Raw genomic sequence first — 26,637 nt, forward strand, 5'->3', positions numbered from 1 at the left:
GTGTTCAGGGGTGCGGCTACGTGTTCAGGGGCGCGGCGCGGCGTGACCGACCGTCGGCCTCCGGTGCGGTGGGCACAGGCTTTCGTCGAATGCCGTGGCCCCGGCAGCCCGCAGAGTCGTCCCCGACCTGGTCGAGACCGTGCAGGAGCGCACCGTGCACCGCTCTCACGTGGCGCTCGCCGACCGGTTACCGCCTCGCCCACACGAAGGCCGAGGGCGGACAGAATAGGGTCGGCTGAGCAGCTCACGTAGGAAGCCTTGGTGTATTTCCGCTGTGAGTAATTGGTGCAATTCAGAACGGGCGTAGCGGCAACCGGTCCAGCAGATCTGCCTGCTCGATGGCCGCGTCGGCGACGTCTCCGGTCCAGGCGATGGAGACCGTGATGCCGACCACTTCCAGCGCCTGGCAGATGCCCAGCAGAGTGAACAGGCCGGCGTTGTCACAGTGGGTGAGCGCGGACAGGTCCAGTACCAGGCTACGGCGTTCACGGGGACGTGACACCACCTGCACGATCGCCTCGCGCAGCTGAGCCGTGGTGTTGAGGTTCAGCTCTCCGGCGAGGCATATCAGCACCACGGACCGGGTCGCATGGCCATGGCGAATCACGAGCCGGGGTTCGGCGTCTTGTTCCATGCCTGCTGCTTCCGTCTCAGCCTGTCGGTGGGGCGCAGTGGCCGCCTGCTCGTTGGCGGGGCAGGAAGCCCGCCTTTTCCAGGTCGGCGACGATGGCTTGGGCCGTCTGCTCAGTGATCTGGCATGAAGCTGCCACCCGTCGCAACTTCATGGTGGGATCTCGCGAGATGGCCGGCAGCACCCGCGCATGGTTCGTCAGGAACGCCCACCCCCTGCTCTGACCATGGCACTCAGCTCTCTCCGCTGTCGGCATCTCATCACTGACACCAGCGCGGAGTTACCGGAAATCTTCTGCGTTCATCTTCCCGCATCCGAGGGGTGTGAGGGTTGCAAAGGGCGGGATTGCGGGCGCCATTGGTGCTGTCCGGGCAGGCGGACTCCACCGCCGCCCGGCGTTGCAGGAGGCTTGCGGAAGCAACCCTTGCCTCCCGGACGGCGGGGCGAGCCGGTATCCGTGCGTGCGCTGCAGGGGGGGCGGATGGGGGCAGCCGCTGTGCTCCGCACCTCTTCCGCCGTCGGTGAGGCGCAAGTGATGCGTCCGCCCCCCGGCTTGGGGCCAGGTTCAGACGTACGGGGACTGCCGGTTACCGGGCGTGCGTTCGATCAGGCCGGGTGATCTCCAGTGACGAGCCCCGGAAGTACGGGACTTGCGTGCAGTCATCGGAGAGCACGTGACTGGCGGCTGCCCCTCAGGTTTCCCGCTCGTTGTAGGCGTCCGCGGCCTCGTCGTTCAGTGCGCTGCCCCACGCCTGGAACCGGCTGCTCACGGCGCCATCGGGCGGGGCGATGTCCTTCCCGGGGCGCAACGGACGGTGACGGTGGTCCGCGGGCGCCCCGGGCAACAGTCGCGCCATCACGCCATTGAGGCGGGTGACCGCAGCGGGCGCAAGGCCGTGGGCCAGGTCGGCAGCGCGGGCAGCGGGGGTCAGGACCAAGCGGGTGCGGCGCCGGACGACGGCCTTGACGATGCGTTCTGCGGCTCGTTGGGCGTTCATCGAGATGACTGGCGAACCCGCCAGTGCCGAAAACCAGCCGTACTCGCTGCTGTAAGCACCACCGAACTGGGCCTGAAGATGTGAGCCGGTCCGCATCAGGCCGGGGTAGACGGCGGTCACGCTCACACCGGTGGACGCGGCTTCCGCGTGCAGGCCCTCGGCCAGTACGCCGATCGCGGCCTTCGCGCCGGCATAGGGGAGCAGGTGGGGCACCCCCAGCAGGCCACCCACTGACGAGATCAGAGCCAGTCGGCCGCCCTGTGCGCTTTCCCTGAGGTAAGGAAGTGCCTCGAGGCTGGTATGCACGGCCCCCATGAACATCGTCTCCATGGCGTCCCTGAACTCCGCGGCCCCGATGGCCTCCACAGGAGCCACCTGGATGATCCCGGCATTGGCGATGACGATGTCGGGGCCGCCGCACGTGTCGTGAGCGGCTCGGAACATGAGGTGCACAGCTTCTTGGTCCCGAACATCACAGACCGCGGTATGAATGGCGGCGCCTTGTCGGCGGGCACGCAGCTTCTTCTGGGCGGAGGCCAGCTCCTCGGAGTCGCGCGCGGCGATGACCACCGTGCTGCCGCGTGCGGCAAGCTCGTCGGCCATGAGCAGCCCAAGGCCCCGTGATCCGCCGGTGACGAGCGCGGTCAGTCCTGACAAGGATTGCGTGGAATTCGACATAGGCGTGATGACGCTCCTTCCTCTTGGCCGCCCGCGGCCCGGCCGTAGATAACCGGTGGCTTGTGGTCGGCTCCTGGACTCAGAGGTTGCGCAGCGTCTTGATCATCCCGTTCTCCGTGTCCTGGAGCATCTCGTGCGTCTTGAGGCCGTCTTCCAGAGTCATGTGGTGGCTTCCGAAGGTGCCAGGTCGATTTGCTATTCCCCTTTTCCTGTACGAGTAGGGGAAGGGAGGTCACGAGCAGGGGTTATTTCGGGCATACCGGGAGTTTTTATCGTAGATATCCGGGTAATCGAGAGTTATGGATACGGCAAGCGGCGAACTGTACGAGCTGGCTGCCTCTGGCGCCGCCCTCGGGACGATTGCCGCCTTCCTTGGTGGTCTCGTCCTTGTAGGCGCTCTGCTCTGGGCTTTCTGGCTGGGAAACAAGGTGCGAAGGCGAGAGCCGAGGCCACCGCGGCGGGAGGAACAGCCAAAGATGCCGGAGTCCGGCCCGGTCCATGAGATCCGGGAAATGCGGGAACCAGACGAGGTCCCGCGGGCCAAGGACGAGAGCGAGCGGCTGAGGCCGCAGAACCTGCACGCTTCAGGGTCAAAACGGAGCGATGACCAGACGCGGCGACGCTGGTCATCGGGTTCCAGTGGTTCATTCGGGGGCGGCGGTCCCGGCAAGACGTAGCGTCATCGATAACGCTCGGTGGGCACTGGACGTCGCGTATCCCGTGAGATGAGACCACCGTGGGCTGCGCCCTCTAACGCGAGCTGTGTCCGGGATGCACTTCATGCGTGAGCGATGAGTTTGGGCCGAGGGCCGGGTCTGCCCTGGCATGACTCGAATCATCGCTGACATCTCGGTCTCCCTCAACGGCTTCGTCACCGGTCCCGACCCGGGCCCCGACCCCGGGCCCGACCCTGGTTCCGATCAACGCTCTGAGCATCGGCGGAGCGCCGCGCACGCTCGTGCGGCGGATCGCGCCCTCGGCATCGACGGCGATGCGCCTGCCCTTTGGCGTACGCGTCCTGGGGTGATCCGATGACCACCGTCAAGGCCAATGAGATCACCTTGGGCATTGAGTCGTTCGGTGATGACGACGGGCCGCTCGTCCTGCTCGCGGGTGGGACGACGATGCTCTCCTGGCCCGACGCGCTGTGCGAGCGCCTTGCCGCCGGCGGGCGCCGCGTGGTGCGCTACGACCTGCGCGATAGCGGGGAGTCGACGACGGAGGACCCGCAGGCGCCCGCCTACACTCTGCGCGATCTCGCCGCCGATGCGGCGGCCCTTGCCGAGGCGCTCGGCGGCGGGCCCGCGCACCTCGCGGGGATCGGCGTCGGCGGGATGGTCGCCCAGGTGGCCGTGCTCGACCATCCGGGCGCGTTCTCGGCGCTCACCCTTGCCGGCACTCGCGCGGTCGCGCCCGGCCCGCCCGATGATGACCTCCCTGACCATGACCAGACGGCGATGAGCCGCTTGTTCGCGCATCCGATGCCCGACTGGAGCGACCGCGAGGCGGTGGCGGAGTTCGCCGCCGCCGGGGCGGAGATCCTCGGCGATGACCCCGTCGCCGCGCGCGCGATCGCCGCGCGTATCTGGGACCGCACGCCCGGCACCGAACCCCCGGTCCAGATGGCCAATCAGATGGGCATGGTGTTCTCCAAGCTTGACTGCGCACCCCGTTGGCGCGAGCGCCTGCCCGAGATCGAGGTCCCCACGCTCGTCGTCCACGGCCGCCGCGACCGGTTCTTCCCCGTCGGCAACGGCGAGGCGATCGCCCGCGCCATCCCCGGGGCGCAGCTGCTCGTCCTCAAGGAGACCGCCTCTGCGATCCCTGATGCGGCGGTTGGTGAGGTCGCCGAGTCGATGCTGAGGCTCGGGTAGAGGACGGCGGATGCCGCGCAACACGGCCGGGCGCCCGCGCCCGCCCTCGCGATTGACTCTGCGATCACTCCAGCGAGTGACCACCTGAACGCCGATGGCAAGGCCGAGGTTAAGGGCCCAGGCCCTGGCCGATAGGTCGGCGACGAGCTGGACGTCTGATCGTTTGGGGCAGAGCCTGCCTTGGCATCGCGCTCTGCCTGATCACCCACACCGACACGGCCAACGGCTTTGTTGCGGGGCCAGTCAGCCTATGAGCGCCTCGTTGATCTGACGGGTGGTAGCCGCAGCAACCCGGGGATTGACGGCGGCGTAGGACGTGTAAGCGTTGAGGCCGGTAGCCAAGGCCCAGCCTCGGCCTCGAAGCCAGGTGGCGTCGTCCACGTCCAGGCAGGCGCGGAAGACGGCCCGGCTCTGGGCTGACATCAGAGTGAAGGCGATGGTGAGGTCGCAGGCAGGGTCGCCGATGCCGAGCTCGCCGAAGTCAATGACTGCGCTGAGACGACCGTCGGTGGTCAGTAGGTTGCCGGTGTGGAAGTCGCCGTGGCACCAGACCGGCGAACGATTCCATCCAGGGGCATTCATTGCCGCGTCCCACAGCTCGGTCATGGCTGCGGCGTCGAACGTGCTGCCGACTTTCGCGATGGCGGTCCGTGTCGCGCGGTCTCGCTCGGCAAGCGGCTGGACGATCAGGTCATCGCGGGCCGCTTCGAACAGCCCCTCGGGCACAAACTGCTGAAGAGCGGTGAGGAACCCAGCCAGTTCGACAGCGGCCGCGGAAGAGTCTGCCAAGGCCTCGGCGGTCGCCACCTCGCCGTCCAGCCAGCGGGACACCGCCCAACGCCACGGGTAACCGAAGTCGGGCACGCCTACCTGCACCGGCGTCGGAATGGCCAGGGGTAGATGCGGGGCGAGCCGGGGCAGCCACTCAGCTTCCTTCGTGGCCTGCCCCATAGCCCCAGCGTGACACGGCAACCGGACAGAGAGGTCTTGGCCCAGGCGGTAGATCACATGGTCCGAACCGCCCGGGTCGACCACCTCCAGAGGCAACCCGGCCCACTGGGGAAACTGGGTATCCACCAGGCGCCTGGCCAGTGCGGCGTCGATGGCGGGCCGGGTGTCTGCGGTTCTCACCGTAGCCAAGTGCAGCTCCTACGTTGGGTCTGCTCCGTGCGGCGAAGCAGACACGCGCTCTTGCCATGCACCCTTGGATTCGCTGTCAGGCCGCCGTACTTCGCCCGGCGCAGTCCACGGCCGCGGCTCATCGCTCCCCATACTCAGACCCGAGCCGACTCACGATCAACCGCTTTTGTTAGAGGCAGTACGTGAGGCGACGGCCACCGTGAGGCCGCCGTCGCAACCCCCGTGCTCTGCCCCGCCGCCGATGCCCGTCCTGCCGGCCGGGGGCACGCTGCCCTGCGGCACCTCGGCACCTGTTCGGTCTATCAGCCCGTGCCGTCGAGGACCGGGCGTTCAAGAGTGGTCGCATGACCGAGCGCTCACGACGCACCCAGGCCGCCGCCCCCCGACGGTCGACGAAGCGCGGCGACGAGCACGGCGCCGTGGACCTGCGGGAACTGGTCGGCGAGGCATGCCGGACGCTGACCGAACTCATCGGTCACCGGGCTGAGGGTGTGTCGGCCGTCTGCCCGAACGAGAGCGATGGGTGGCGGGTCAGCGTGGATGTGCTGGAGGTGGCTCGAATCCCCGACACCACCAGTCTCCTGGCCACCTACGAGGTGGATCTGGACGCGCACGGACGCCTGACGCAGTACCGCAGAGTCCGCCGCTACCGACGCGGCTGGGCGGACAGCTGAGGCGCACCTTCTGCGCCGTCGAGAGGAGCAGGCCCTTCCATGACCACCACTTACAGTGAGGACGTCGTTCCCTGCGCGCCCCGGGCGGGCACGCTCTACGACGTCCTGGAACTCATACTCGACCGCGGCATGGTCATCGACGTCTTCGTCCGGGTCTCACTGGTCGGCATCGAGATCCTGAAGATCGACGCGAGAATCGTCATCGCGTCCGTCGACACGTACCTCCGCTTCGCAGAGGCATGCAATCGCCTCGACCTCGAACACGATTCTCGTACCAAGACCGTCCCGGAACTCTTCGGGGGTGGCGCGGCCACGGTGGGCAAGGTCGGCGCCAAGAAGGCCGCACGTTCCGTTGGCGACAAGGTCAAGGACACCCTGGGTCTGGACACCGGTTCTGACGAGGACGACGAGGAAGAAGAGCGCGAGACGAGCCGCCCGCGCCGCAGCGCCCCCTCCCGCTCGTCCTCCCGCTCGTCCTCCCGTTCCCGCTCCGCATCTCGTGCCGGTCAGCGCCCTCGCGCTCGGCGCCGTGACGAAGACGAAGAGGACTAACCGTGCCCACACCCTCCGGCCCGTCCACACCCTCCGGCCCGCCCGGTCTGTACGTGTACGCCATCACTGACCCCGGGACCGCCGCACACGTACGCCACTGTCGGGCTGTCGGCGATGAGAACGCCGTGGTGTCAGTGCTGAGCCAAGACGGTCTGGCTGCCGTCGTGAGTCGGGTGGCTGGGCGCCCGCGTGCTCGGCGGCGCGACTTGAGCGCTCATCAGGACGTGCTCGGCGTGCTCGCCCAGCACGGTCCCGTCCTGCCGATGCGTTTCGGCGTGATCGCCCGCGATGAGGAGACAGTCCTGACTGGCCTTGACTCCGCCCGGGAGGCCCATCTCGCGGCGCTGACACGGCTGGAGGGCAAGGCCGAGTGGAACCTCAAGGGTGAGTCCGTGCCGGAGGCCCTGCCCGACCTGTTGCGCGAGGACGCCGGCCTGCGCGCGCTGCGCGAGACGACCCGGCGGCGCCCCGGCTACGAGGCGAACGTGCGCCTGGGCGAAGCCGTCGCCGGTGCACTGCAACGCCGAGCGGAGCAGGCCGCCGTCGACGTGGCGGCCGAACTTCGCCCCCTGGCAGCTGAGATGCGCGAAGGGCGCGAAAACGCCGGAGGGGCCATGAACGTCTCCTTCCTTGTGCCGCAAAGCGCCGAGACCGCTTTCCGCAGGGCCGTCGATCTGCTCGCAACCCGATGCCGCGGACGAATCACGCTGACGCTCACAGGACCCTTGCCCTGTTACAGCTTCGTGAGCGCCGAAGCTGTACCTGTAGGCGCGTGACATGGGGTTGATCAGCGGCATCCTGCTGCTCCCGCTGGCGCCGATCCGCGGGGTCGGCTGGGTCGCGGACCGGCTGATCGAGGCGGCGGAAGCCGAGTTGTATTCCCCGGATGCCGTGAGAGCTCGGCTCGCTGCCCTCAACGAAGCCCTGGACCAGGGCGACATCGATCTCGACCAGTTCGAACGCGAAGAGGAGCACTTGCTCGACCTGTTGGAACGTCGTCCTTACCGACCGGCCTCCTGACGCTGTGCGCGGCTGCGTCAGCCTCGACTCACGGGAAGTTCCTGATGAATGAATGCAACCGAATCGCTCTCGGCGCGGCAGTAGCCGGGGGGTACCTCCTAGGACGTACCAAAAAGGCGAAGCTCGCCTTCGCCGTGGGCTCGTATCTCGCGGGCCGCAAGTTCGGCCTCTCGCCGCAGGAACTGCTCAGACAGGGTGCCCAACGGCTGCGTGAGTCACCACAATTCGCCGACCTCAGTGACCAGGTCAGGGGAGAGCTGATGGATGCGGGGCGGGCCGCGATGTCCGCTGCGGCTGATCGTCAACTGTCCTCTTTCACGGACAGACTTGCCGAGCGCACAAAGACCCTGCGCTCATCGCGGGAGCAGGACGAGTACGACGACGAGCAGGACGAGCGGGACGAGCAGGAGGAGGACTGGGATGAGCAGGACGCGCGGTACGACGATGAGGAAGGCGACGAAGAGCCGCAGTCGGCCCCGTCTCGAAGCCGGACCTCACGTCGGCGCGACAGCGCCACCAGCCGTGACGATCACCCACGCCGACGCCCGCGTCGCCACGCGGAACGCCGATCGACGCCGCGCCGGAGCGGGGGTCGCGAACGCTCGGCCGCGAGGCCGGCCGGGAAGAAATCTCAGGGCAAGAAGACCGCGATAGCGCGTACTGAACGCGAAGGACCCAAGGGCGGGAACAAGGGGTCGGATTCTCCCGCGGTGAAGAAGTCTTCTGCAGGCAAGAAGGCTACCTCGGCCAAAAAGGCTGCCTCAGCCAAGAAGAGTGCAGCAGCGAAGAAGTCCTCTCCCGGCAAGAATACGGCGGCAAGGAAAGTCCCGTCGAAGAAGGCCACCCCCGCGAAGAAGACATCCCCCGCGAAGAAGTCGACCTCTGCAAAGAAAACAGCGGGGAAGAAGACCGCAGCAAAGAAGTCCGCAGCAAAGAAGACAGCGGCGAAGAAGTCCGCAGCAAAGAAGACAACCGCGAAGAAGACAACGGCGAAGAAGACCGGTGCCGCCAAGAGGTCGAGTGGCAAAGCGACGTCGCGTTCGAGGCAGAGGAGCTGACCGGCCATGGCCGAACGGAAGAACAGAGCCGGCAGCGGCGGAAGCGGCGGCGAGTCGGGCATGGACCGACTGCGTGATGGGCTCACCGACTTTCTCGATGCTCAGGGGCAACACCTGACTGACCGGTTGGGTGATGCGCTGAGTGGTCTCACCGACAAACTGCAGGACGTGGCGGACAACGGCGGGTCGCTCCCAGGGGCGGGCGGCCGGATGCTGGCAGGGGACTCGCCCGTGAAGGCGGTTGTGGCGGAGAAGGCCAAGGACCTCAAGGACAGCGTCGTCAGTAAGACGAAGGACCTGTTCTCCTCGGGCGGTGGCGGGGGAGGGGGTGACACCAAGGTCACCAATATCGTCGAGACGATCGACGTGGGTGTCCCGCTGCGAACCGTCTACGACCAGTGGACTCAGTACGAGGAGTTCAGCAGTTTCACCAAGGGCGTCCGCAGCGTCTCGATGTCCGACGACGATGTGAGTTCGGACTGGAAGGTGAAGGTCGGTCCGTCCAGCAGGAGTTGGAAGGCGACGGTTCAGGAACAGGTCCCCGACGACCGGATCGTCTGGACGTCGGAAGGCAGTAAGGGGAGCACCCGGGGGGCCGTCAGTTTCCACGAGCTTGCCCCGACGCTGACCCGCGTCGTAGTGGTCGTCGAGTACTACCCCGCGGGTTTCTTCGAGAAGACCGGCAACCTCTGGCGCGCTCAGGGCCGTCGTCTGCGACTCGACCTCAAGCACTTCGCCCGCTACGTGACGCTCAATGCGGACGAAGAGGTGGAGGGCTGGCGCGGTGAGATCCGGGACGGTGAGGTCGTCCGCACCCACGAGGAGGGCCTGGAGGACGACGACTACGACGACGAGGGCGGGGACGAGGGCGGGGGCGACGACGCCGAGTCGGAGTACGAGGATGACGCCGAAGACGAGGAGTACGAAGACGAGGAGTACGACCAGGAGGCCGACGAAGATGTCCCGGACGACCCGGACGACCAGGACGACCAGGACGACCAGGACGACCAGGACGATGAAGACGAGGACGACAGGCGATCCCGCGCCCGATCCGCCCGAAGGCGGTGACCGGCTCCATGGACGACCTCGACACCTGGCGCTCCTCACCTCCGGCATCGGACCTTTCCCGTCCCCCTGACGGAAGCCTCGCCGACATCCTCGAACGGGTGCTGGACAAGGGCATCGTCATCGCCGGAGACATCAAGATCGACCTGCTCGACATCGAGTTGCTCACCATCCGGCTCCGGCTGTTCATCGCCTCCGTGGACACCGCGCGCAAGGCCGGCATCGACTGGTGGGAGACGGACCCGGCCCTGTCCTCGAGCGCCGCCCGCGACGACCTTCGCGAGGAGAACCGGCGGCTGCGCGCACAGCTGGAAGAACTCACTCCCGCCGACGACGGACCGCAGCGACCGAACGGATGAAGGAGAAGTCCCACTGATGGCAACAGCGCCCACCCCCGCGTACGCCGTGTGTGTGTTCGCCGTCCGACGAGGCCGCGGCCCGGCGCTGCCCCCCGACTTGGCGGGCCACGAGGGCGGCGGCCCTCTGCGTCTGGTTCCGGTCGGCGCTCTGTGGGCCGTGGTTCAGGACGTTCCGACCCACGACTACTCCGAAGAGGCACTGCGCGAGCGGCTGTCCGACCCCGCGACGCTGGAGCGCTGCGTACGGGACCATCACGCAGTGGTGACCGCCTTTGCCGCGCGGGGCGGCGCGATCCCGCTTCCGCTGGCCACGCTGTATCACTCCGAGGAACGGAGCCGGGCCGCCTTGGTAGCCAACGGGCCGTGCTTCGAGCGCACTCTGGAACGGATCACGGGCCGGTACGAGTGGGCGGTGAAGGTCAATCTGCTCGCCCCCCGGGCGCAGTCGCCGCAGACCCCGCAGACGTTGAAGAGCCCGAAGACCCCGCAGACCCCGCGAAAATCCTCGGCGCAAGACGACGAAGCACCCGCACCCAGCGGCCGGGCCTACCTGGCCCGATTGCGCGAGCGCGGCCAGGAACGGGACGACCGCCGGCAACGCGTGCTGGACGCTGCCGAGTTGTTGGACCGTGCCGTCCTCTCGGTCGCGGATGCGACAGTGCGCCGCAGACCACACAGCGCCGAGATCGTCGGCCGTGACCGCACCCAGATCATGAACGCCGCCTATCTGGTTGCTGAGCAGAGGGGGGCGGAACTCCTCGCGCTCCTCGATCGGCTGCGGGCCGCACCCGAGTTCGAGGGCTGCGAGGTGGATGTTACCGGTCCGTGGGTGCCCTACTCGTTTGTGGACGCGGCGTCCCCCACGGAGGGGACCGACCCATCACATGCCCAGCGGCAAGGCGATGGCCGACCCAGCGGCCAGGGCCGACCCACCGGCCGAGGCCGACCCGATGTCGTAGGGAGCCGCGCATGAGCCCGCACTCGGCCGCCGCTCAACCTGTCGCCTGGCAGGGCCCGGACAGCGGCGCCCCTATCGGTGTGCCACTCGTGGACCTCCTCGACCGGGTGCTCGCCACCGGAGTCGTGGTCAGCGGCGACCTCGTCATCGCCATCGCGGAGGTGCCACTGGTACGGATCTCGCTGCACGCGCTGCTGGCGTCGGTGAGCGAGCGTGTCCCAGCGCCGTGGGCGGACGGAGGGCCGCTGTGAGCGCGAGCGCGCGATTGGACCTCGATCCCGACGCGGTCGGCCGCGACCTGGCCTCCCTCGTCCTCACCGTGGTCGAGTTGCTTCGGCAGCTGATGGAGCGTCAAGCCGTGCGCCGGTTCGACGCCGGAGACCTCACCGACGAACAAGAGGAGAGAGTCGGGACCGCGCTCATGCTCCTCGACGAACGCATGACCGACCTCTGCGAGCGTCACGGACTGCGCCGCGAAGACCTCAATCTCGACCTGGGCCCACTCGGCTCCCTGCTCCCGCACGACTGACGACGCTGCCCTTGGGCGCTGCGCTGGGTAGGAGTACCACGCTCGCGATGCGGCCGTTCGCGAGTGGAGCGCGGACGCCTGGAAGAGACGAGACGCCAGCAGTCCTTCGAGGCACCCACTCCGGCGGGGTGACGACCTGGTGCGTAATTGCGTCGCGCACGAGCCGCTCCGCGATCTACCCTCGCGGCCATGACGTCACACGATGTGCCTGAAGGCTCCCGGATCGCTCCCGAAGTGGCCGGGCTCGTGATCCGGGAAGAGACCGCTGACGATCACCGAGACGTGCGCGAGGTTCATACGCGCGCCTTCGGTGAGAGCGAGCGGGTGCCCGGGCTCGTGGAGGCACTTCGCGTTGCGGAGGCTGCGTTGGCGCCGATGTCCTTCGTCGCCACCATTGATGACCGGGTCGTCGGGCATGTCCTGCTGAGCGCAACGCGGTTGGACGCTCCGCGCCGGATCGTGGACGTCCTGTCGCTGTCACCGCTGGGCGTGGTCCCGGAGTTCCAGCGCCAGGGCATCGGTACGCAGCTCATCGCGTACGCCCTCGAGGCGGCCGACAGCCAAGGTGTGCCGTTGGTGTTCCTGGAGGGTTCGCCGCGCTACTACGGAACGCGCGGCTTCGAGGGTGCCGGCGCAGCGGGCTTCCGTTCGCCGTCGCTGCGTATTCCTGAAGCCGCGTTCCAGGTCGCCCGATTGTCCGCTCACGAGCCGTGGATGACGGGCACCTTCGTCTACTCAGAGGTCTTCTGGGCCTTTGACTGCGTCGGCCTGCGCGACCCCGAGGCATGAGTGGCTACCCGCAGGCACTCGACCTGACCCCCAGGACTGTCACAGTGGCGATGTCACGCCACCAGGCGCCACCACCTCGCCGAAGGCCGGTAATCCAGGCAGCAGGTAATCCGGGCAACAGCCAGGACGCCCGTCGGGTGGAGGTCTTCGCTGAACACGAACGCTGTTACGTCTGCCGCGGCAGGGTCACCGCTGCCGCGTTCCTCATCCGTCTCTCCGATCGTGATCAGAGAGACGGATCCGACTGCCCGACTATCGCCCGCAGCGCCGCAAGGTGCCCCCGGTAGGCATCCTGGCCTCGCCGGGTCAGGTGAAGCCAGACGCGCTGCCGGGTGTCGCGGACGGCCTTGCGTTGCCCGACGTAGCCGGTGTCCATCAGCACGGTGACGTGCTTGCTCAGCGCGGAGGCGGAGAGGGCGAGTTGCTCCTGGACCAGGCCGAACTCCGCCTCGCCCGCGGTGTCCAGGAGGGCGCAGATGCGCAGCCGGTTCGGGGCGTGGATGGTGGTGTCAAAACCCTCCAGAAGGTGGTGGGCTTCGGCGCTCATGCGGACTTCCGGTGCAGGCGGACAAAGGCAAGGTGGAAGCCGACGGACACTGCGGCACCGATCAGCGAGGCCGCGATCAGCCACACCGGCCGTTCGGTGGCGCGGAACGCGAATGCCGCCCCCACCACCAGCACGGGCAGCCCGACTGCGAGCGGCACGGTCGCCCGCTTCGGCAGCACGTCCAACCGCAGCGCCACCCCGGTCTTGTTACGCCAAGCCCTGGCCGCGACGGCGAAGAGCGCCCCGTACACCGCGGTGATCGCCAACATGATGCCGATCCAGGCGGGACCCGGCAGTAGCCACTCCGAGTCGGCTATGACGCCTCCGTAGGTGATCGGGAGCGCGGCAACGTAGAGCGTAAGCGTGATGAAGAACCAGTTCGGCCATGGTGTGGCCGACAGTGCCGCGGCGGAGGCCCGGACGTGCTCGGTGTCGGCCAGTGCGGAGCGGGCCTGCTCTGCCGTCAGTTGTACCCCGTTAGTTTCCATGACGGAAAGAGTAGCGGCTGGTTTCCAATACGGAAAGGGGCAAGTTTCCAGTACGGCAAGTGACTTGCTCGCACGCGTGGGCGCTGTCCCTCCGCTCGTGATCGGAGAGACGCGATCCAGGGCTCGTTCCAGCGGATCAAGGGCAGAGCGAGAGCGAGAGCGACAGCCAGAGCCAGAGCCGGACCGAGGCGGGGCCGGTCAGTGCCCTAATCGTGTTGACCGCCCCCGGCAGGCAGTGCTGGAGTCGGCACGTGGACAGCATCCCCGCCAACCGGCGGCTCTGGAACCAGATCAGCGGCGCCTACCAGCACGAGCACGACCCGCAAATCGGCGCCGCACCCCGGCTGTGGGGCATGTACTCCATCCCCGACGCGCACCTGCACGCCCTGGGCGACGTCACCGGCAAGCGCGTCCTCGAACTCGGCTGCGGCGCCGGCCAGTGGTCCAGGGCGCTCGCCGCCGAGGGCGCCACCGTGGTCGGGCTCGACCTGTCCGAAGCCCAACTCGCCGCAGCGGCCCGCGCGATGGGAGCGGCCCGCTACCCGCTGGTGCAAGGCGCCGCCGAACAACTCCCCTTCGCCGCCGACAGCTTCGACCTGGTGTTCTGCGACTTCGGTGGGCTCAGCTGGGCGCCCCCGCACCTGGCCGTCCCGCAGGCCGCACGCGTCTTGGTCCGAGGCGGGCGCCTGGTGTTCAACGTCGCCAGTCCATGGTTCGAAGCTTGCTACGACGAAGCCGCCGGCCGCGTGACCACGACGCTGCAGCAGGACTACTTCGGGCTGAACACCATCGCCGAAGGCGACGGCGCAAGCAGCTATCAACTCACCTACGGTGACTGGGTCAAGGTCCTGCGCGGCGCGGGTCTCATCATCGACGACCTCATCGAGCCGCGGCCAGAACTCGGAACACTCAACGGCTACAACGAAACCGACCCACCCGATTGGGCACACCGCTGGCCGGCGGAACTTCTCTGGGTAACCCACAAACCGTAGTTCCGCCGCGCCGAGACGTGAAGTCATCCCCTCGCCCCGGCAGGCCTTAGGGCTGGGTTCCTCAAGCGGCGTACACATATCGGCGCCGTAGTAGGCGAGTTGGTGGTGCGGGTCTGCCCCGGATTCAGGGGTTGGCATGGTTGTTGAGCTGGTCGGCCAGATCTGCTCCATCGCCGGTGCGGGTGCGTACGAAGAGGCAGAACGGGTGGCCCGCTGGGTCGCGCAGGACGCGTACGTCGGCCTGAGGCTGGCAGTCCGCCACGGTTGCTCCAAGAGCGAGAGCGTGCTCGACGGCCGCTGGCAGATCGTCCACCTCGATGTCCAGATGCATCATCATCTGCTGCTCCGACCCTGTGGAAGGCCACTGCGGACGTGTGAAGAGCGGCTCCGTCTGGAACGACAGTCCGGCACTGCCGTCGGGCGCTGCGATCTCGACCCAGCCCGGTTCTTCTTTCCGCGTCGGCCAACCGAGCATGCCCTGATAGAACTGCGCCAGCTCATGGGGGTTCGGCGCATCAAGAGTGGTCGCGGCCAACGTGAAACGCGGTTGAGTCTTCATGCAGTGCTGCTGCCCGGTTCTGCTGCTGACAGGCAAGCCGTCCCACCACCACCAAAGGAAGCGATGTCTATAGGCAGTCCCGCGGGTCGTCCCCTCAACGACGGGCTGTTCCGTGTTGAGCTAGCCGAAGACGAGCTCAACGTCCTTGTCCACGCAGATCCGCAGGACGGTGACCAACTCCCTGACGTCTTCGCTTCGCCGCCGGAGTACGGGGTCACTGTCGTCGGGCTGGCGTTGGTCGAGAATTGCCTCCAGCCGCGGCAACATCGCCGCGCATTGAGCAGGCGTGAGATCCCCCTCGTCGTCTGGGTGGTTGAGTAGTGGCGCCAGGGTGGTGGAGACGCTGGACCACGGGCGATCGCCGCCGAAGCCGTCCATCTCGGCGAGCGAAAACCCCTCGGCCTGGGCCAGCCATTTCCTGAACATGCTGAAGCCGGTGTAAGACCAGGAGACATCTGGGCTCGCCACGTCGTCGTCACCTGGGAAGAGCATCAGGCCCATCTCGTACCCCCTTGCTTGCCCGGCGCCCAGGATCAACCGTGGGGAGGGGCGTCGGCAATTGGCCCCCTTCACGGGCTGAGCCCACGCGCCTTGAGCGAGTTGGTGACCCAGCTGCGGAGGGAGGGAGCCGACGCTGCGAGTCGCCACAGGCGGTTCGCAAGGATGCAGTGCTGGTGATGAGCCAGCCCGACCGCCTCAGCACGTGCCTGAAGACCAGTCAGCACACCTCTGTCCACACGCCGTTGTGCTGTCAACGCCGGGAAGAGTCATCGGCCGTTTGCCACGGCCCGTACTCCGGTGGAATGCCCCGCCACGGCGACGCTCCTGTTCGTACCCGCCAGTGAATCCCGTAGATCAACTTCCGTCGGCGCCACGACGGCCGATCCAGCACCACGACCGGCAACAATGGCTCCAGGACCGCCCATTGGCCATTCGAAAGCCATGGGTGACGCGGCCTGGATACCGTTTGACCAACATGGCTTGGGCCTTCTCGTGGTGGTGTCGGGCGCCTTTGCAGCCCGAGCCGTCTCGAGCAAGCTCTCGACTGCTCCACCGCCAGGTCCTTCTACCTGCATGTCCGAAGCTCGATCGCCGATTACCGAAAGTCATATGCGGCGCGGTACGGCTCCGTCCTGCCAGCGGTAGAGGTCGCGCAGCAGAGAAATCTCGGCTCCATGATGGATCAGCTCCCTGTTGACGTGCAGGACGATGCCCTCCATGGGAAACCGCTCAGGGCCCGCCGTGGGCGGATTCTCCAGGTCGGCGTCCGAGAGTTCGCGGACCCCCGCGTTCCACCTCTCGTACATCTCGTCGAGCTGTTTCAGCGCCTCGTCAGCGGTCCCCACGTAGGCGAATGTCTGGGAGTCGACGTCTTGGCCGCCGAAGTGCCATCCGACCCGGTAGCCCAGGCACGAGACGATGATGTGTGCCAGCCGCCAGGCAATCGTGGTCACCGGCGCCGGCACCGGGTCATGGGACGCGGAGTCCATCGTCCATTCCACCGAACCTGCCGACAGCGGTGCGGCCGAGCTGCCACGTGGGCGGATGCTCCAGCAGCCGCGCACCGGCTCCCAGAAGTACTCGTCATCGGCAAGACCGTCCAGCCGCGGCCTCAGGTTCTTGCGCCAGTGCCGGTCCAACTGCTCCGCGAGCCGCTCACTTCTTGTCATTTCCGAACTCTACAGACCGCGGAGACTTGGCCGTGGGCATCGCGGACGCCATCGTCGGCCGCGAACTTGCCGCCGCCCGGGCAGTGTTCCTCGGTTCCTTCGAGGACGGTGTCAACTCGTACTGGCTGCTGACCGACAGCCGTGAGGTTTGGATGGTGCCTCGCCCGTACCGGGCGGTTCAGCCGACGATGGAGAAGAAGATCGTGTCTTGCGTGTACCAGTCGACGTCTTGCATCTCGCGCCAGTTCTCGTCCTCGTTGTCCAGCAACTCGATGAGCTCGTTGAGGTCGTAGCGGAAGTCCGGATCGATCTGGTCCAGGACTGCGCGGTACGCGTCGGCCGCGGGCTTGGCCTTGTCGAGCGGCCAGCGGCCGATGTCCGGGGAGCCGTCGATGGGGGAGGGGATGTAGAAGGGGATCTGCTCGGGCGGCCCGGCGTACAGAAAGTCGTAGGGCAGCAGGTCCCGGGGCACGCCCGCCTGCGTAAGTTCCTTGTCGAGCAGGCCGAAGAAGGTGGACGGGCTGGAGTAGCTGCCCAGGGTGCTGGAATCCGACCCGTTGCAGTCGATGATCTTCTGCAGGGCGGTGTAGTAGGCGTTGCCCGCGCAGTCGGCATCCGAGTCGGCCCGCCCGGCTATCAAGTGCTCCAGGGCTTCGGGGAGAGTCAGACCCCAGTCGACTCCTTGCCGGTCGAGGTCATGCTGCTTGGCGTGCGCCTCCTCGCGGATAACGCCCAGGGTGCGCTGCTGCTTGTTGGTGAGCTCACCGGTGCCCACAAAGGCGACGACGGCGGCCTGGTCGGCGGTGTTGAAGTTGATGACCTTACTCATGAGCGTCATCGTGCCAGTCCGCACTGACAACACCGATTGAGGCCCCCCAGGTCGCCGAGGACGTGCGCCTGGCTACCTCGGGCACAGTCGATCTCACTGCGACCCCGCCTGTCAACCGGCACAGGCAGCCGTGGAGTTGAAGACCTCCCGTCTGAGCCGGTCGGCGGCACAGGGCCGTTCGACCAGGTTGTCGAAGAGGTCGGCGAGCAGCCGCAGCACGAAGTTGTGCACCAGGGCTTCCTTCGGTGGGGTCGTCCCGAACTGGTCGCGCCAGGCTCGGTGTTGCGGTGCGCCTCGACACGCTGAGCGAACAGATGGGCGTCGTACGGGTCGGCCTCGGCCAGGACCGCGTCCTCGATGAGGGCGATGGATCAGGTCGATTACGTGCTCGGGCCGTGACCGATAGGGGGCGGCGCCAGCGGCGAGCTCCGCCGACCCGGCGTGGCGAGCCCGCTCAGTAGCCGCCGCCGGTCAGGGGAGCGCGGTGGCAGTACGGCCGCCTGTGACGCGGAGCAGGTCCAGTTTCCCCGCATCGCTGCTTCCGCTCGCCGCCGTGTAGGTGACCATCCGCAGGTCTGCGCCGGGGACGATGAGGACGTCGCAGTCGAGCAGGATGTCGCCGATCTCCGGATGCCGGATCGTCTTGCGGTCCGTCGTGTGCTGGGCGGCGGCCGTCTGCGTGGCCCAGTGATGGGCGAAGGCATCGGATACTTCGCGCAGCTCCTGCACGAGACGATCGAGCTGGGCGTCCTTGGGATAGCGGGACATGGCGTCCTTGAGGTCGGCGACGATCGACTCCGCGAAGGCGTCCTGTCCGCGCTCGGACTGGACGGGAAGCATCGAGGCATGGGCGGCGCCGTTGCCGAAGAGTGCACGGGCGAGGTTCCGTTCGGCGGCCGGAAGGACGGCGGGGTCGCCGTGCAGGGCGCTCCACGTGGTGCTCCACCAGACCAGGGTCCAGTCGGCGGTGAACACCCCGATCGGTACGTCGCCCAGGCGCGCGGCGAGCCGTTGGATGCCTGGGGGCACGTGCGTGCTGACGGTCCCGTCCTGGGGCGGCAGGAGCCCGGCGCTGCGGTACAGCTGGTCGCGCTCGGCGCGGGAGAGCTGAAGGGCCCGGGCGAGGGCGCCGACGACTTGGGCCGAGGGGTTGTTCGCGCGTCCCTGTTCCAGGCGCAGGACGTAGTCGACGGAGAGCCCGGCCAGCTGTGCGAGCTCCTCGCGGCGCAGTCCGGGGGCACGACGGCCGTCAGTCATCGTGAAGCCGGCGTCGGCCGGGGACAGCCGGTCGCGCCAGGCGCGCAGGAGGGCCGCGAAACCGGAGCGGGAGGAAGCCATGGGTTCATTCTCCCCGCGCGGCGCCGGATGAGCCTGGGTACTGCCAGTCCTAGTGACGGGGACGGCACTGGTTGGCGGTGGTGCCACCGGCGAACGTGGAAATGCGCCCGAGCCGGACGCCATCGGTTGACCAGTTGAGGAGCCTTCCATGAAGCACACCATCGTGATGACGGGCGCGAGCCGCGGAATCGGCCGCGTCGCCGCGGATCACATCCTGCGCAAGTCGCCGGATACGCACCTCCTGGTCGTGGCCCGTGGCTCCTCCGGCGCGCAGCTCGCTGCGAAGCTCGGCGCGGGCGGGCACACGGTCTCGCACGTCTCGGCGGACCTCGGCTCCCTGGCCGGCGTCCGCTCGGCTGCCGGCGAGATCCGCGACCGGCTCGACCGCGGTGAACTGCCGCCGCTGCGCGGCTTCGTGGGCAACGCGGGCATGCAGTACACGAACGCGCTGACCGAGGGCCCAGACGGTTTCGAGGCCACCTTCACCGTCAACGTGCTCGCCAACCACCTGTTCGTCCGACTGCTCCAGGACCATTTCATCGCTCTCGCCCGGATCGTGATCACCGCCAGTGACACGCACTTCGGCGACTTCAAGCACAACATGGGCATGGTGCCCGGCCCGGCCTGGAAGTCCCCGGGCGTCCTCGCCCGCACGGGCGCCTTCCCCAAGCCGGACACCGCGTCCGGCGGGCGCACCGCGTACTCGACGAGCAAGCTGGCCGCGATCTACCTGGTTCACGAGTACGCGCGTCGCCTGCCGGCCGGGATCGACGTCGTCGCCTACAACCCGGGGTTCGTCCCCGGCACCGGCCTCGCCCGCAACGCAGGACCCGTCTCCCGGTTCGCGATGCGCCGCATCATGCCGGTGATGACCCTCACCCCGTTCGCCACCAGCCGTAGTGCCGCGGGCCGTTACCTATCCGACGTCGTCCTCGGCACGACCCATGCGCCGACCGGCTCCTACGTCGACCGCAGCCGTGTGGCGCGCTCGTCGCAGGAGTCCTACGACCCGCAGCGCGAAGGGGAGCTCTGGGAGGCCGCCGAGCGGTTCACCGCGGAGCACGAGGCCAGGGCGGACACGTTCTCAGGCGACGTGACGAGCGGTCACCTCGCGACCTGACGAGTGGTCACCCCCCGACGTGACGAGCGGTTCGCCCTGATTGATCGAGCAGCGACCGATTGGCGGCGTGTCTCTCATCGAGGCCGTGCGCGGGGCGGACCGCTGCGGCAGCCGAAGTTCGTCGGGCGTGGCGGCGGGTCTGCTCGTGCGCGGGGACGGATGCCGCGTCGAAGGTGCCGATGCTAGCTGTCGTCGTACCCGCTCGCGGGCCAGGCGCCCCGGAAGGTCATCCGGCCGGAAGCCAGATCAAGCCACATTGGCGGGCCCTTGATTCCGGGCCCCGGCCGCCGCGGTCGAGAATCCTTTCTCCCGGCTTTGCCCCAGGTCATCTGCACCCGGTGGCGCCATCATCTGGCCGCTGCCAGGCCCGCTCGGAATGACCGGATCACGGTGTCGGCCTCCGTCGATTGTCAGTGGCGCAGGCGAGGGTGCGCCACGGAGCACATCCGCCCCTCGCCGAAGGAGACCCGTGGTCTCGATGCCGTCATGCAATCCGCTGCTCGGGCTACGGCAGCGCTCTGTCCCCCGTGAGGCTGAATCGAACAGCCCGTGCCGGACGTGTAGGCCGACAGCACTTGCCCCACGCTCCCGGCGTCGAACTTTCGCTCGATGCGTCGCCCGAGGTTGACCGTGTCGGCCCTGTGATCAGGGGAGTTGTCCGGGTGCTCTATCCGTTTCCTGCCTTCTAGGAGAACTTCGTGAATCCCGTCCGCGTGTTTACTGCCCTCCGTGTGTTCGAGAACCCTCCTGCTGAGGCCATCGCGTTCCGACGTCCGGTCGACGTACGTCGTGCCCTGTTCGCCTCGGCATCACGACCGTCATCGGGGTGGGGGGCATGACCAACCCGAGCACGCCGGCCCCCGACCTGCTCGCGTGGGCCAGCCGGGTACTGGGCGCCCGGCCCGCTGTCCGGGACGTCTCTCACCCGCGCGAGAACTCCCGCGTCTTTCAGCTCGACCTGCCCGGAGACGTCCGCTTCTACCTGAAGATCTGCCCCAAGGCCGTGATGTACGAGCGCGAGACCCTGGCGCTGCGTCACGCTGCCCCGGCACTCGGCGTCGGCGGCGCACCACAGCTGCGCGCCTCGAGCGCGGACCACTTGGCCCTGCTCCTGACCGCCGTCCCGGGACGGCCCCTCGAGCAGTTGATGCTCACCCCCGCGGAGGAAGCCAGAGCTCACCGGCAAGGCGGCGCCCTGCTGGCCCGCCTTCACGCGGCCGGTGACCTGTCCGGCCCTCGGCGCGCCGAAGCGGAGCAGGCGCTGCAGGCCGCAGCCGATGGCGCCGACAGACACCTCCGCGCGGCCGGGGACCGGCTGACCGCGCCGGAGCAGAAGCTGGTGCGCAGCCTGGCCGAGCAGCTGCGCACCTTGCCCCCGCTGCCGCTCGCGTACATCCACGGCGACGCCTGGGAGCGCAACCTGATGTGGTCGCAGGCCCAACAGACGGCCGGGTGGATCGACTTCGAGAGATCTCGTTTCGCGACCGCGGTGCAGGACTTCGTACGGATGGCCTGCGCCACCTGGGCAGATCGGCCCGACCTGCGGGCCGCATGCCTCCAGGGCTACGGCCGCGACCTCACCGCCGAGGAGCAGCACGCCCTGCAGGGTCTGGCGGCGCTCGACGCGGTCAGCTGTTTGACCTGGGGTCCCGACCACGACGACCCCGACGTCACCGCACGCGGACGGCGCACCCTGGACCGGCTGATGGCGGGGGTGGCCGCGTGACCGCACCGCACGACAAGCCCGCCACCCCAGCCCCGACCACGGCCCCGGCCACGGGCGCGGCCTGCGGGCACGAGGAGACGCTGACCGTGCCGACGGCTCGGACGGGCGTTCCGCAGCCCTCAGCGCCGCCGGAGCTCGACTACAACGGGCGCAAGCACCGGAGGGCGATGGACGAGGCCAGTCTGTGGGACATGGCTCGCCGGATCCCCGCGGCGCTGATCCAGACCGCCCGCCTGGCGTGGACGGTCGACCGGCGCATGGCCCTGACGATCGTCGTGTGTCAGCTGCTGTCCGGCATCGGCACGGCCGTCATGCTCACCGCCGTCGCGAAGGCCCTGCCGCAGCTGATGGTCGACGACCCGCGCGAGGGCCTGGCCCACGCGTGGCCGGCGCTGACCGTCGCCGTCGTCGCGATGGCCACCGGCGCGACGATGTGGATTCTCGCGGACTGGGCGACCCGGCGTCTGAACCCGAAGATCGCCTCCGCCGCGGATCTGCAACTCGTCGATCTCCACATGCGGGCCGAACTCGCCGCCTACGACGCGGAAGGGTTCGGCGACCGGAGCCAAGCGGCGGAGGTCGGCGCGCTGCGCGCCGTCGACCTCGCCGTCGACGCCAAGACCCTCACCAACGGGTTCGTCCAACTCGCCTCCGCGGCCGCGGTCCTCACCTCCTTGCACCCCCTGCTCCTCGGAGTCCTGCTGCTGTCGGTCGTCCCCCGCGGTCTGGGAGGCGTGATCGCCGCGCGGGTCGACTACCGCGTCCACGACCAGACGGTCTCCGCTCGCAATGTGCGCGGGATGATGCGCTGGTGGCTGACGACGGCCGAGCTCGCCGACGAGCTGCGGGCCAACACCATGCGTGGCTACCTGCACTTCTGGTACCGCTCCATGTGCGATCGGGTCGAGTTGAGGGAGGTGGCCGGGGCTCGCCCGTATCTGCGGATCACGCTGCTTGCAGCTTCCCTGGGCGGCCTTTTCACCCTCGGCATGTGGGCCTCGCTCGCCGGGCTGGTCCTCGCCGGCGCCATGTCGACCGCGATCGCGGGCACCGCGGTCGTCGCCTCCCAGACCGCGGGCCGCGCGCTGAACTCGATCATCCGGTATTCGACGGTGATGTTCCATCACGGCCTCTACCTCTCCGACTACTACACCTTCATCGACGAGGTCCGCGCCATGACTGCCGCCCGCGGCACCGCGCAGGTCAAGTCTCCACAGCAGATCCACCTGGAAGGAGCCTCCTACACCTACCCGAGCAAGGAGGCCGCGGCCGTACAGTCGATCACGCTCACCTTGAACCGCGGCGAAGTCGTCGCCCTGGTCGGGGAGAACGGCGCCGGCAAATCGACGCTGATCAGGATGCTCACCGGGCTGACCGTGCCGACCGACGGCAAGGTTCGATGGGACGACACCGACCTGGCCGGCGCGGACGCGGACACGGTGTGGCGGCACGTAGGCCTGGTCCCGCAAAAGAATGGGCACTGGCCGCTCGCCGCCCGGGAGAACATCACGTTGGGCCAGCCCCGGGAGTTCGGCGACGAGCGGATCTGGAATGCCGCCGAGCGGGTCGGCATGACCAAGGCGCTGCGGGAGCTCCCGGATGAACTGGGAACGCTGCTCGCCCGGTCGGTGTGGGGCGGTCACGAGCTGTCGGGTGGTCAGTGGCAGCGTCTGGCGTGCGCGAGGGCGATGTACCGTCAGCCGGCAGTGCTCGTGCTGGACGAGCCGACCAGCGAGATGGATGCCCGAGGAGAGCACCAGATCTTCCGGGAACTGCGGGCCATGGCTCCGGGCCGGATCACGGTGGTAGTCACGCACCGGCTCGACAACGTACGGATGGCTGACAGGGTCATCGTTCTCGAGCAGGGCGCCATCCGGGAGCAGGGCCCCTTCGATGAACTCATCTCCACCGAGGGGAGTTTGCTCGGCGAGCTGTACGCCCTCGCCCAGGACCGCTGAGCACCCCGAGACACTGCACCTCCTCACGGGGCCGCGTAGCCGACGCGGCCCCGCCTCGCCCGAGGCCGCCGTCGTCAGGCACTGCGGGAGCCGGTGGTTGCCGGACCTGGTGGTGGAGCGGCGGGATGTCGTCACCGGTCATCGCGGTGCGTTCGTGGAACGTCAGAAGAGCTCACCGAGTGGCGGCTGTGGGTGACGACCGTCTTCCTGCCGAACATCCAGGCCATGCGCGACCTGGTCATCAAGCACGCGGACCTGTTGAGCGAACCAGAGATGGGTGCGGTTCGTTTCGAGTGACCGGCCCGAGCTTGGGCGTTCCGCGATCGGGCCGGCGGTGGGTGCTGGGCCTGCCAGAGGCTTTCGTGACGTTTGTTGACCATCTGTGCAGTTGAGGAACCGCTGAGGCGGAAGTGTGCCTTTCGTCATAGCTATCATGATCATTCCGTGATGAGGTGATCCTCGACCATCCGGGTACGGTCCCCCTTTCCGCTCATACAGGAGTGGGGGTTGTTCTGCCGTACCCAAAAACCGCTCAGAATGGGGAACTTCGGGCACATGTCCAACAGAACGATCAATTGCACCATGCTCACGCGCACCGCCGTACTCGTCTCTGCGCTCACGGCCGGTGCGGTCTTCGCCACCAGCACCGGAGCGCAGGCGGCTGTCGCCATTCCTCGCACCCCGGCCGCCACGTCTATGACCGCCGCCGCGGCAGGCGCCGAGGACTCCAATGCGGCCGGGCGGAGCGACCAAGACGGCTTCACCGCCGATGAGTTGGAGCAGGGCAAGGCCCTGGCCGACGGCATAGCCGAACTCGGTATCAGCGAGAGCCAGTTTGCCAACGCATTGGAGATCTCGCTCACCCGCACCATCGACGCCAACGGCCTGCGCGAGCGCCTTGCGGCGCTGCCCACATCACCCACCGCCCAGCAGACCGCCGAGGCCGCCTACCCCGGCGACGCCGATGCTCAAGCCGCCATGCTGCCCGTTCTGGCCAACGAGAAGGTCCGCTACGCCACTCTCCAGAACCTGGCCGCCGAGAGCGGTGAGAAGGCTCCCGTAGTTGCCTTCGGCTGGTGGGACCAGACCAAGTTCATCGTCGGTTGCTCCGCGGCTGTGGCAGGGGTGCTCATCTCCTTCGTCCCCGCCGGCTCGGGCGTCAAGGTGGCCCGTGCCGTCAAGCTGTTCAAGAGCTACGGCGCCAAGAAGACAGCCACGATCCTCTGGCGCTTCATGAAGGGCAAGCACGTAGGTTCAAAGGAGCGGGAGGCCGTAAAGGCGTTCATCGGCATCAGCGCCATTCAGAAGGCCTGCACCTGACACTGTCTGAGGTGGACAAGTGACCCTGGAACACCTCTCTGTTGCCGTTCTGGCCGCGGAGATCATCATCATGCTGCTCGCCCGCTTCGGCACCGAACGGCGGCACTGGCGCCACCATGCGAAAGGCGAAGCGGCGCCCCGGAAGCGTGACGACATCAGGCTCGGCCCCGGCCTGGTGTACTCCGTCGCCGCACTGGCCCTGGTCGCCAAAGCCGTGTTCAGCGGTATCGACTTCGAGTGGAGCATCGGCACTCTGAGCTTGCTCGGCGTTCTCGGTGTCCTGGTACCGGGCTACGCCGCCAATTCCGTCATGCTGCTCAGCACACACGGCGACAAGAAGCGACTCAAGGGCTGGCAGGAGACACTGGCATTCGTGCTGGCTGCGCTCGGCGGGGCCGCCGCAGTCGCATTCATCTGACCTCCCACACCACCGGTGCTGGGCACACACAGGCCTGTGTGTGCCCAGCACCGTCTCAATCCGGGCCTTTCCTCAAGTCCGGGTCGTTGCTGGCCAGGCGGTAGAAGCCCGAGAGGGCAGAGGATCCATTGGGGGCGGTGGGCTGGTGGTGAAGGCTGGTCGCTTCGACCGTGTCGGGCGTTTAGGGGGGACGCGGTGGGTTTCGTTGCTCATGGCCGACCGCCTGGGCGGGGCACGCTGGGTACTCGACGGCGCCGAAGCCGTGCTGCAACTCCGCGCTATCACCGCCAACGGGGACCTCGAAACGTACTGGTGATTCCGTGTCGCTCAAGAACATCAACAGCTCTACCCCACCAGCGATCAGGAGGGCTACGCCCGCACCGCAGGATCGCCGAGCTCACTCGAAACGAGCCGCACCCACCAGAGATGCCGCCGCTTCTGCTCCAACTGTGTGCGCATGTGTCGGGCTACGAGATCACAGCCGCCCGGTGGATGCAGGGAAACCACGACCAGCACCTCTCGGTGGTGTCATTCCCCAGCGAGGAACTTGCCACCTACGCGCGCCAGAGATTCTCCGCGCTCAAGAAGGAACAGGCCCGCTTGCTGGGGCGATGACAGGAGAGCTGACCGATTGCAACGACGTCTCAGCGGCCCCCGAGTGAGGGCGCGGCCATACGATCGTGGTCCTTGTCGGGGACGTTCGGGTGGGAGTGACCTTCGTGGCTGAACTGGTCCAGGAGCTGCGACTGGATGTCTTCGTGGACTCCTTCGCGTTCGCGTTTCAGGAGTCCTGGGACGCTGACCTGCCGGTCGAGTTTCCCGATGCCTTCAACGCCGATGTGTTCGTGAACGCGTTTCCCGGTCGTGTCGATGTCTGCAGTGCCGGCCACACGCATACGGCGGCGGTGTCGGTGCAGGTCTGGGGCGGGGACGCGCCCGTGGAGGATGGCGCCGTGTGGGATGTGCGGGGCGAGGTGGGGTTTGATTCGGTGAGCGGTGATGTCGCAGTGTGGACACCCTCGTTGGGGCGTACCGACGACCTGATCAAGCTCGGCAGGAAAGGCCCGTGGCGGGTACGGGCGCACTGCACGGGTCGTGCTGAGCTCGCTGGGCTTCGGGAGTCACCGGAGCCGGTCGTCGGCATCGAACGCTATCTGGTGCAGTTCTTCCCCGCTGGCTGACCCGGCCAGGGGGGGGCGGCCAGCAGGTGCTGGCCGCCCCCGACGCCTTCAGGATGTGATCATTACGAGGAACGCGTCGTCTTCGGTGTCGGCGAGCATCGTGTTCTTGGCGTAGATGCTCTTGAGTAGGAGCCTGGCATCACGGTTGTGGGTCGCCTTGAGCGGC

At 67.8% G+C, this 26,637-nt stretch carries 31 protein-coding genes and 2 pseudogenes; 22 read left to right on the top strand and 11 right to left on the bottom strand.

Annotated features, from left to right (window positions below):
* Positions 1–292 precede the first annotated feature (292 nt).
* A complete protein-coding gene (locus ACWGI2_RS34565) occupies positions 293–634 on the bottom strand; it encodes an STAS domain-containing protein (RefSeq protein ID WP_453398337.1) in 342 nt (113 codons plus the stop codon).
* A gap of 689 nt (positions 635–1,323) precedes the next feature.
* Entirely contained in the window at positions 1,324–2,307 is a 984-nt protein-coding gene (locus ACWGI2_RS34570; protein ID WP_453699768.1) for an SDR family NAD(P)-dependent oxidoreductase, read from the bottom strand.
* A gap of 299 nt (positions 2,308–2,606) precedes the next feature.
* On the opposite strand from ACWGI2_RS34570, the gene ACWGI2_RS34575 reads away from it, so the two are divergent.
* The 3 genes and pseudogenes from ACWGI2_RS34575 (at position 2,607) to ACWGI2_RS34585 (ending at position 4,181) form a co-directional block, all read left to right on the top strand.
* A complete protein-coding gene (locus tag ACWGI2_RS34575; RefSeq protein ID WP_453699770.1) occupies positions 2,607–2,984 on the top strand; it encodes a DUF6479 family protein in 378 nt (125 codons plus the stop codon).
* Positions 2,985–3,132: 148 nt separating this feature from the next.
* Positions 3,133–3,228 (top strand): annotated as a pseudogene (locus ACWGI2_RS34580) (dihydrofolate reductase family protein); the annotation flags it as partial.
* Positions 3,229–3,338: 110 nt separating this feature from the next.
* Complete coding sequence (locus ACWGI2_RS34585) at positions 3,339–4,181, top strand: alpha/beta fold hydrolase (protein ID WP_453699772.1); 843 nt, start codon at positions 3,339–3,341, stop codon at positions 4,179–4,181.
* Positions 4,182–4,424: 243 nt separating this feature from the next.
* Here ACWGI2_RS34585 and ACWGI2_RS34590 read toward each other — a convergent pair whose 3' ends face one another.
* Positions 4,425–5,321: an aminoglycoside phosphotransferase family protein gene (locus ACWGI2_RS34590; RefSeq protein ID WP_453699774.1), complete on the bottom strand. Its 897-nt coding sequence runs from the start codon at positions 5,319–5,321 to the stop codon at positions 4,425–4,427.
* 344 nt (positions 5,322–5,665) lie between these two features.
* Here ACWGI2_RS34590 and gvpO point away from each other — a divergent pair, with 344 nt between their 5' ends.
* The 11 genes from gvpO (at position 5,666) to ACWGI2_RS34645 (ending at position 12,325) form a co-directional block, all read left to right on the top strand.
* Complete coding sequence (gvpO, locus tag ACWGI2_RS34595; protein WP_453699776.1) at positions 5,666–5,995, top strand: gas vesicle protein GvpO; 330 nt, start codon at positions 5,666–5,668, stop codon at positions 5,993–5,995.
* 39 nt (positions 5,996–6,034) lie between these two features.
* Positions 6,035–6,547, top strand: coding sequence for a gas vesicle protein GvpJ (gene gvpJ, locus ACWGI2_RS34600; RefSeq protein WP_453699777.1), 513 nt, complete (start codon positions 6,035–6,037; stop codon positions 6,545–6,547).
* Between the two features lie 53 nt (positions 6,548–6,600).
* Positions 6,601–7,323 carry a GvpL/GvpF family gas vesicle protein gene (locus ACWGI2_RS34605; protein ID WP_453699778.1) on the top strand — a complete coding sequence of 241 codons (723 nt, stop codon included), beginning with the start codon at positions 6,601–6,603 and terminating at the stop codon, positions 7,321–7,323.
* 1 nt (position 7,324) lies between these two features.
* Positions 7,325–7,567, top strand: coding sequence for a gas vesicle protein GvpG (locus ACWGI2_RS34610; protein ID WP_160502565.1), 243 nt, complete (start codon positions 7,325–7,327; stop codon positions 7,565–7,567).
* A 44-nt stretch (positions 7,568–7,611) separates the two neighbouring features.
* A complete protein-coding gene (locus tag ACWGI2_RS34615) occupies positions 7,612–8,625 on the top strand; it encodes a histone protein (RefSeq protein WP_453699779.1) in 1,014 nt (337 codons plus the stop codon).
* Positions 8,626–8,631: 6 nt separating this feature from the next.
* On the top strand, positions 8,632–9,693 hold the full coding sequence (locus ACWGI2_RS34620) for an SRPBCC family protein (protein ID WP_453699781.1): 1,062 nt from the start codon (positions 8,632–8,634) through the stop codon (positions 9,691–9,693).
* Positions 9,694–9,701: 8 nt separating this feature from the next.
* Positions 9,702–10,049, top strand: a complete 348-nt coding sequence (locus tag ACWGI2_RS34625; RefSeq protein ID WP_453699782.1) for a gas vesicle protein — start codon at positions 9,702–9,704, stop codon at positions 10,047–10,049.
* Between the two features lie 16 nt (positions 10,050–10,065).
* Positions 10,066–11,022: a GvpL/GvpF family gas vesicle protein gene (locus ACWGI2_RS34630; RefSeq protein WP_453699783.1), complete on the top strand. Its 957-nt coding sequence runs from the start codon at positions 10,066–10,068 to the stop codon at positions 11,020–11,022.
* Positions 11,019–11,258 (top strand): gas vesicle protein, encoded by a 240-nt coding sequence (locus ACWGI2_RS34635; RefSeq protein WP_453699785.1) that lies wholly within the window; start codon positions 11,019–11,021, stop codon positions 11,256–11,258. The genes ACWGI2_RS34630 and ACWGI2_RS34635 overlap by 4 nt, the downstream gene beginning before the upstream one ends.
* Complete coding sequence (locus ACWGI2_RS34640; protein WP_160502559.1) at positions 11,255–11,536, top strand: gas vesicle protein GvpK; 282 nt, start codon at positions 11,255–11,257, stop codon at positions 11,534–11,536. Before ACWGI2_RS34635 ends, ACWGI2_RS34640 begins: the two co-directional genes overlap by 4 nt.
* Positions 11,537–11,782: 246 nt before the next feature.
* On the top strand, positions 11,783–12,325 hold the full coding sequence (locus ACWGI2_RS34645) for a GNAT family N-acetyltransferase (RefSeq protein WP_453398607.1): 543 nt from the start codon (positions 11,783–11,785) through the stop codon (positions 12,323–12,325).
* Between the two features lie 226 nt (positions 12,326–12,551).
* Here the strand turns inward: ACWGI2_RS34645 and ACWGI2_RS34650 are convergent, their stop codons facing one another.
* Together ACWGI2_RS34650 and ACWGI2_RS34655 are read right to left on the bottom strand one after the other, a co-directional pair.
* Complete coding sequence (locus ACWGI2_RS34650) at positions 12,552–12,872, bottom strand: transcriptional regulator (RefSeq protein ID WP_453699786.1); 321 nt, start codon at positions 12,870–12,872, stop codon at positions 12,552–12,554.
* Positions 12,869–13,360, bottom strand: coding sequence for a hypothetical protein (locus tag ACWGI2_RS34655; protein ID WP_453699787.1), 492 nt, complete (start codon positions 13,358–13,360; stop codon positions 12,869–12,871). Before ACWGI2_RS34655 ends, ACWGI2_RS34650 begins: the two co-directional genes overlap by 4 nt.
* 251 nt (positions 13,361–13,611) lie before the next feature.
* Between ACWGI2_RS34655 and ACWGI2_RS34660 the strand changes: the two genes are divergently transcribed.
* Positions 13,612–14,352: a class I SAM-dependent methyltransferase gene (locus tag ACWGI2_RS34660; protein WP_453699788.1), complete on the top strand. Its 741-nt coding sequence runs from the start codon at positions 13,612–13,614 to the stop codon at positions 14,350–14,352.
* A 124-nt stretch (positions 14,353–14,476) separates the two neighbouring features.
* Here the strand turns inward: ACWGI2_RS34660 and ACWGI2_RS34665 are convergent, their stop codons facing one another.
* From ACWGI2_RS34665 to ACWGI2_RS34690, 6 genes are all read right to left on the bottom strand, one after another.
* Complete coding sequence (locus tag ACWGI2_RS34665; protein ID WP_453699789.1) at positions 14,477–14,947, bottom strand: VOC family protein; 471 nt, start codon at positions 14,945–14,947, stop codon at positions 14,477–14,479.
* Positions 14,948–15,031: 84 nt separating this feature from the next.
* Complete coding sequence (locus ACWGI2_RS34670) at positions 15,032–15,412, bottom strand: hypothetical protein (RefSeq protein WP_453699790.1); 381 nt, start codon at positions 15,410–15,412, stop codon at positions 15,032–15,034.
* Positions 15,413–15,662: 250 nt separating this feature from the next.
* Positions 15,663–15,965, bottom strand: a complete 303-nt coding sequence (locus ACWGI2_RS34675) for a transposase (RefSeq protein ID WP_453699791.1) — start codon at positions 15,963–15,965, stop codon at positions 15,663–15,665.
* A 52-nt stretch (positions 15,966–16,017) separates the two neighbouring features.
* A complete protein-coding gene (locus ACWGI2_RS34680; protein WP_453699793.1) occupies positions 16,018–16,581 on the bottom strand; it encodes a DinB family protein in 564 nt (187 codons plus the stop codon).
* 178 nt (positions 16,582–16,759) lie between these two features.
* The gene (locus ACWGI2_RS34685; protein ID WP_453699794.1) at positions 16,760–17,410 is read right to left on the bottom strand and encodes a DUF7691 family protein; all 651 of its coding nucleotides are present in this window, start codon (positions 17,408–17,410) and stop codon (positions 16,760–16,762) included.
* 471 nt (positions 17,411–17,881) lie between these two features.
* The gene (locus ACWGI2_RS34690; RefSeq protein ID WP_453699795.1) at positions 17,882–18,748 is read right to left on the bottom strand and encodes a helix-turn-helix transcriptional regulator; all 867 of its coding nucleotides are present in this window, start codon (positions 18,746–18,748) and stop codon (positions 17,882–17,884) included.
* 148 nt (positions 18,749–18,896) lie between these two features.
* Here ACWGI2_RS34690 and ACWGI2_RS34695 point away from each other — a divergent pair, with 148 nt between their 5' ends.
* From ACWGI2_RS34695 to ACWGI2_RS34725, 7 genes and pseudogenes are all read left to right on the top strand, one after another.
* Positions 18,897–19,868: an SDR family NAD(P)-dependent oxidoreductase gene (locus tag ACWGI2_RS34695; RefSeq protein WP_453699796.1), complete on the top strand. Its 972-nt coding sequence runs from the start codon at positions 18,897–18,899 to the stop codon at positions 19,866–19,868.
* Positions 19,869–20,703: 835 nt separating this feature from the next.
* On the top strand, positions 20,704–21,594 hold the full coding sequence (locus tag ACWGI2_RS34700; RefSeq protein WP_453699797.1) for a phosphotransferase enzyme family protein: 891 nt from the start codon (positions 20,704–20,706) through the stop codon (positions 21,592–21,594).
* Positions 21,595–21,785: 191 nt separating this feature from the next.
* Complete coding sequence (locus tag ACWGI2_RS34705) at positions 21,786–23,552, top strand: ATP-binding cassette domain-containing protein (RefSeq protein ID WP_453699820.1); 1,767 nt, start codon at positions 21,786–21,788, stop codon at positions 23,550–23,552.
* A gap of 555 nt (positions 23,553–24,107) precedes the next feature.
* Entirely contained in the window at positions 24,108–24,872 is a 765-nt protein-coding gene (locus tag ACWGI2_RS34710; protein WP_453699798.1) for a hypothetical protein, read from the top strand.
* A gap of 19 nt (positions 24,873–24,891) precedes the next feature.
* Positions 24,892–25,290 (top strand): hypothetical protein, encoded by a 399-nt coding sequence (locus tag ACWGI2_RS34715; protein ID WP_453699799.1) that lies wholly within the window; start codon positions 24,892–24,894, stop codon positions 25,288–25,290.
* A 423-nt stretch (positions 25,291–25,713) separates the two neighbouring features.
* Positions 25,714–25,905 (top strand): annotated as a pseudogene (locus tag ACWGI2_RS34720) (hypothetical protein); the annotation flags it as partial.
* A gap of 104 nt (positions 25,906–26,009) precedes the next feature.
* Positions 26,010–26,471 carry a hypothetical protein gene (locus ACWGI2_RS34725; protein WP_453699800.1) on the top strand — a complete coding sequence of 154 codons (462 nt, stop codon included), beginning with the start codon at positions 26,010–26,012 and terminating at the stop codon, positions 26,469–26,471.
* The last annotated feature ends 166 nt before the right edge of the window (positions 26,472–26,637 follow it).

Source organism: Streptomyces sp. NPDC054866 (assembly GCF_053610745.1).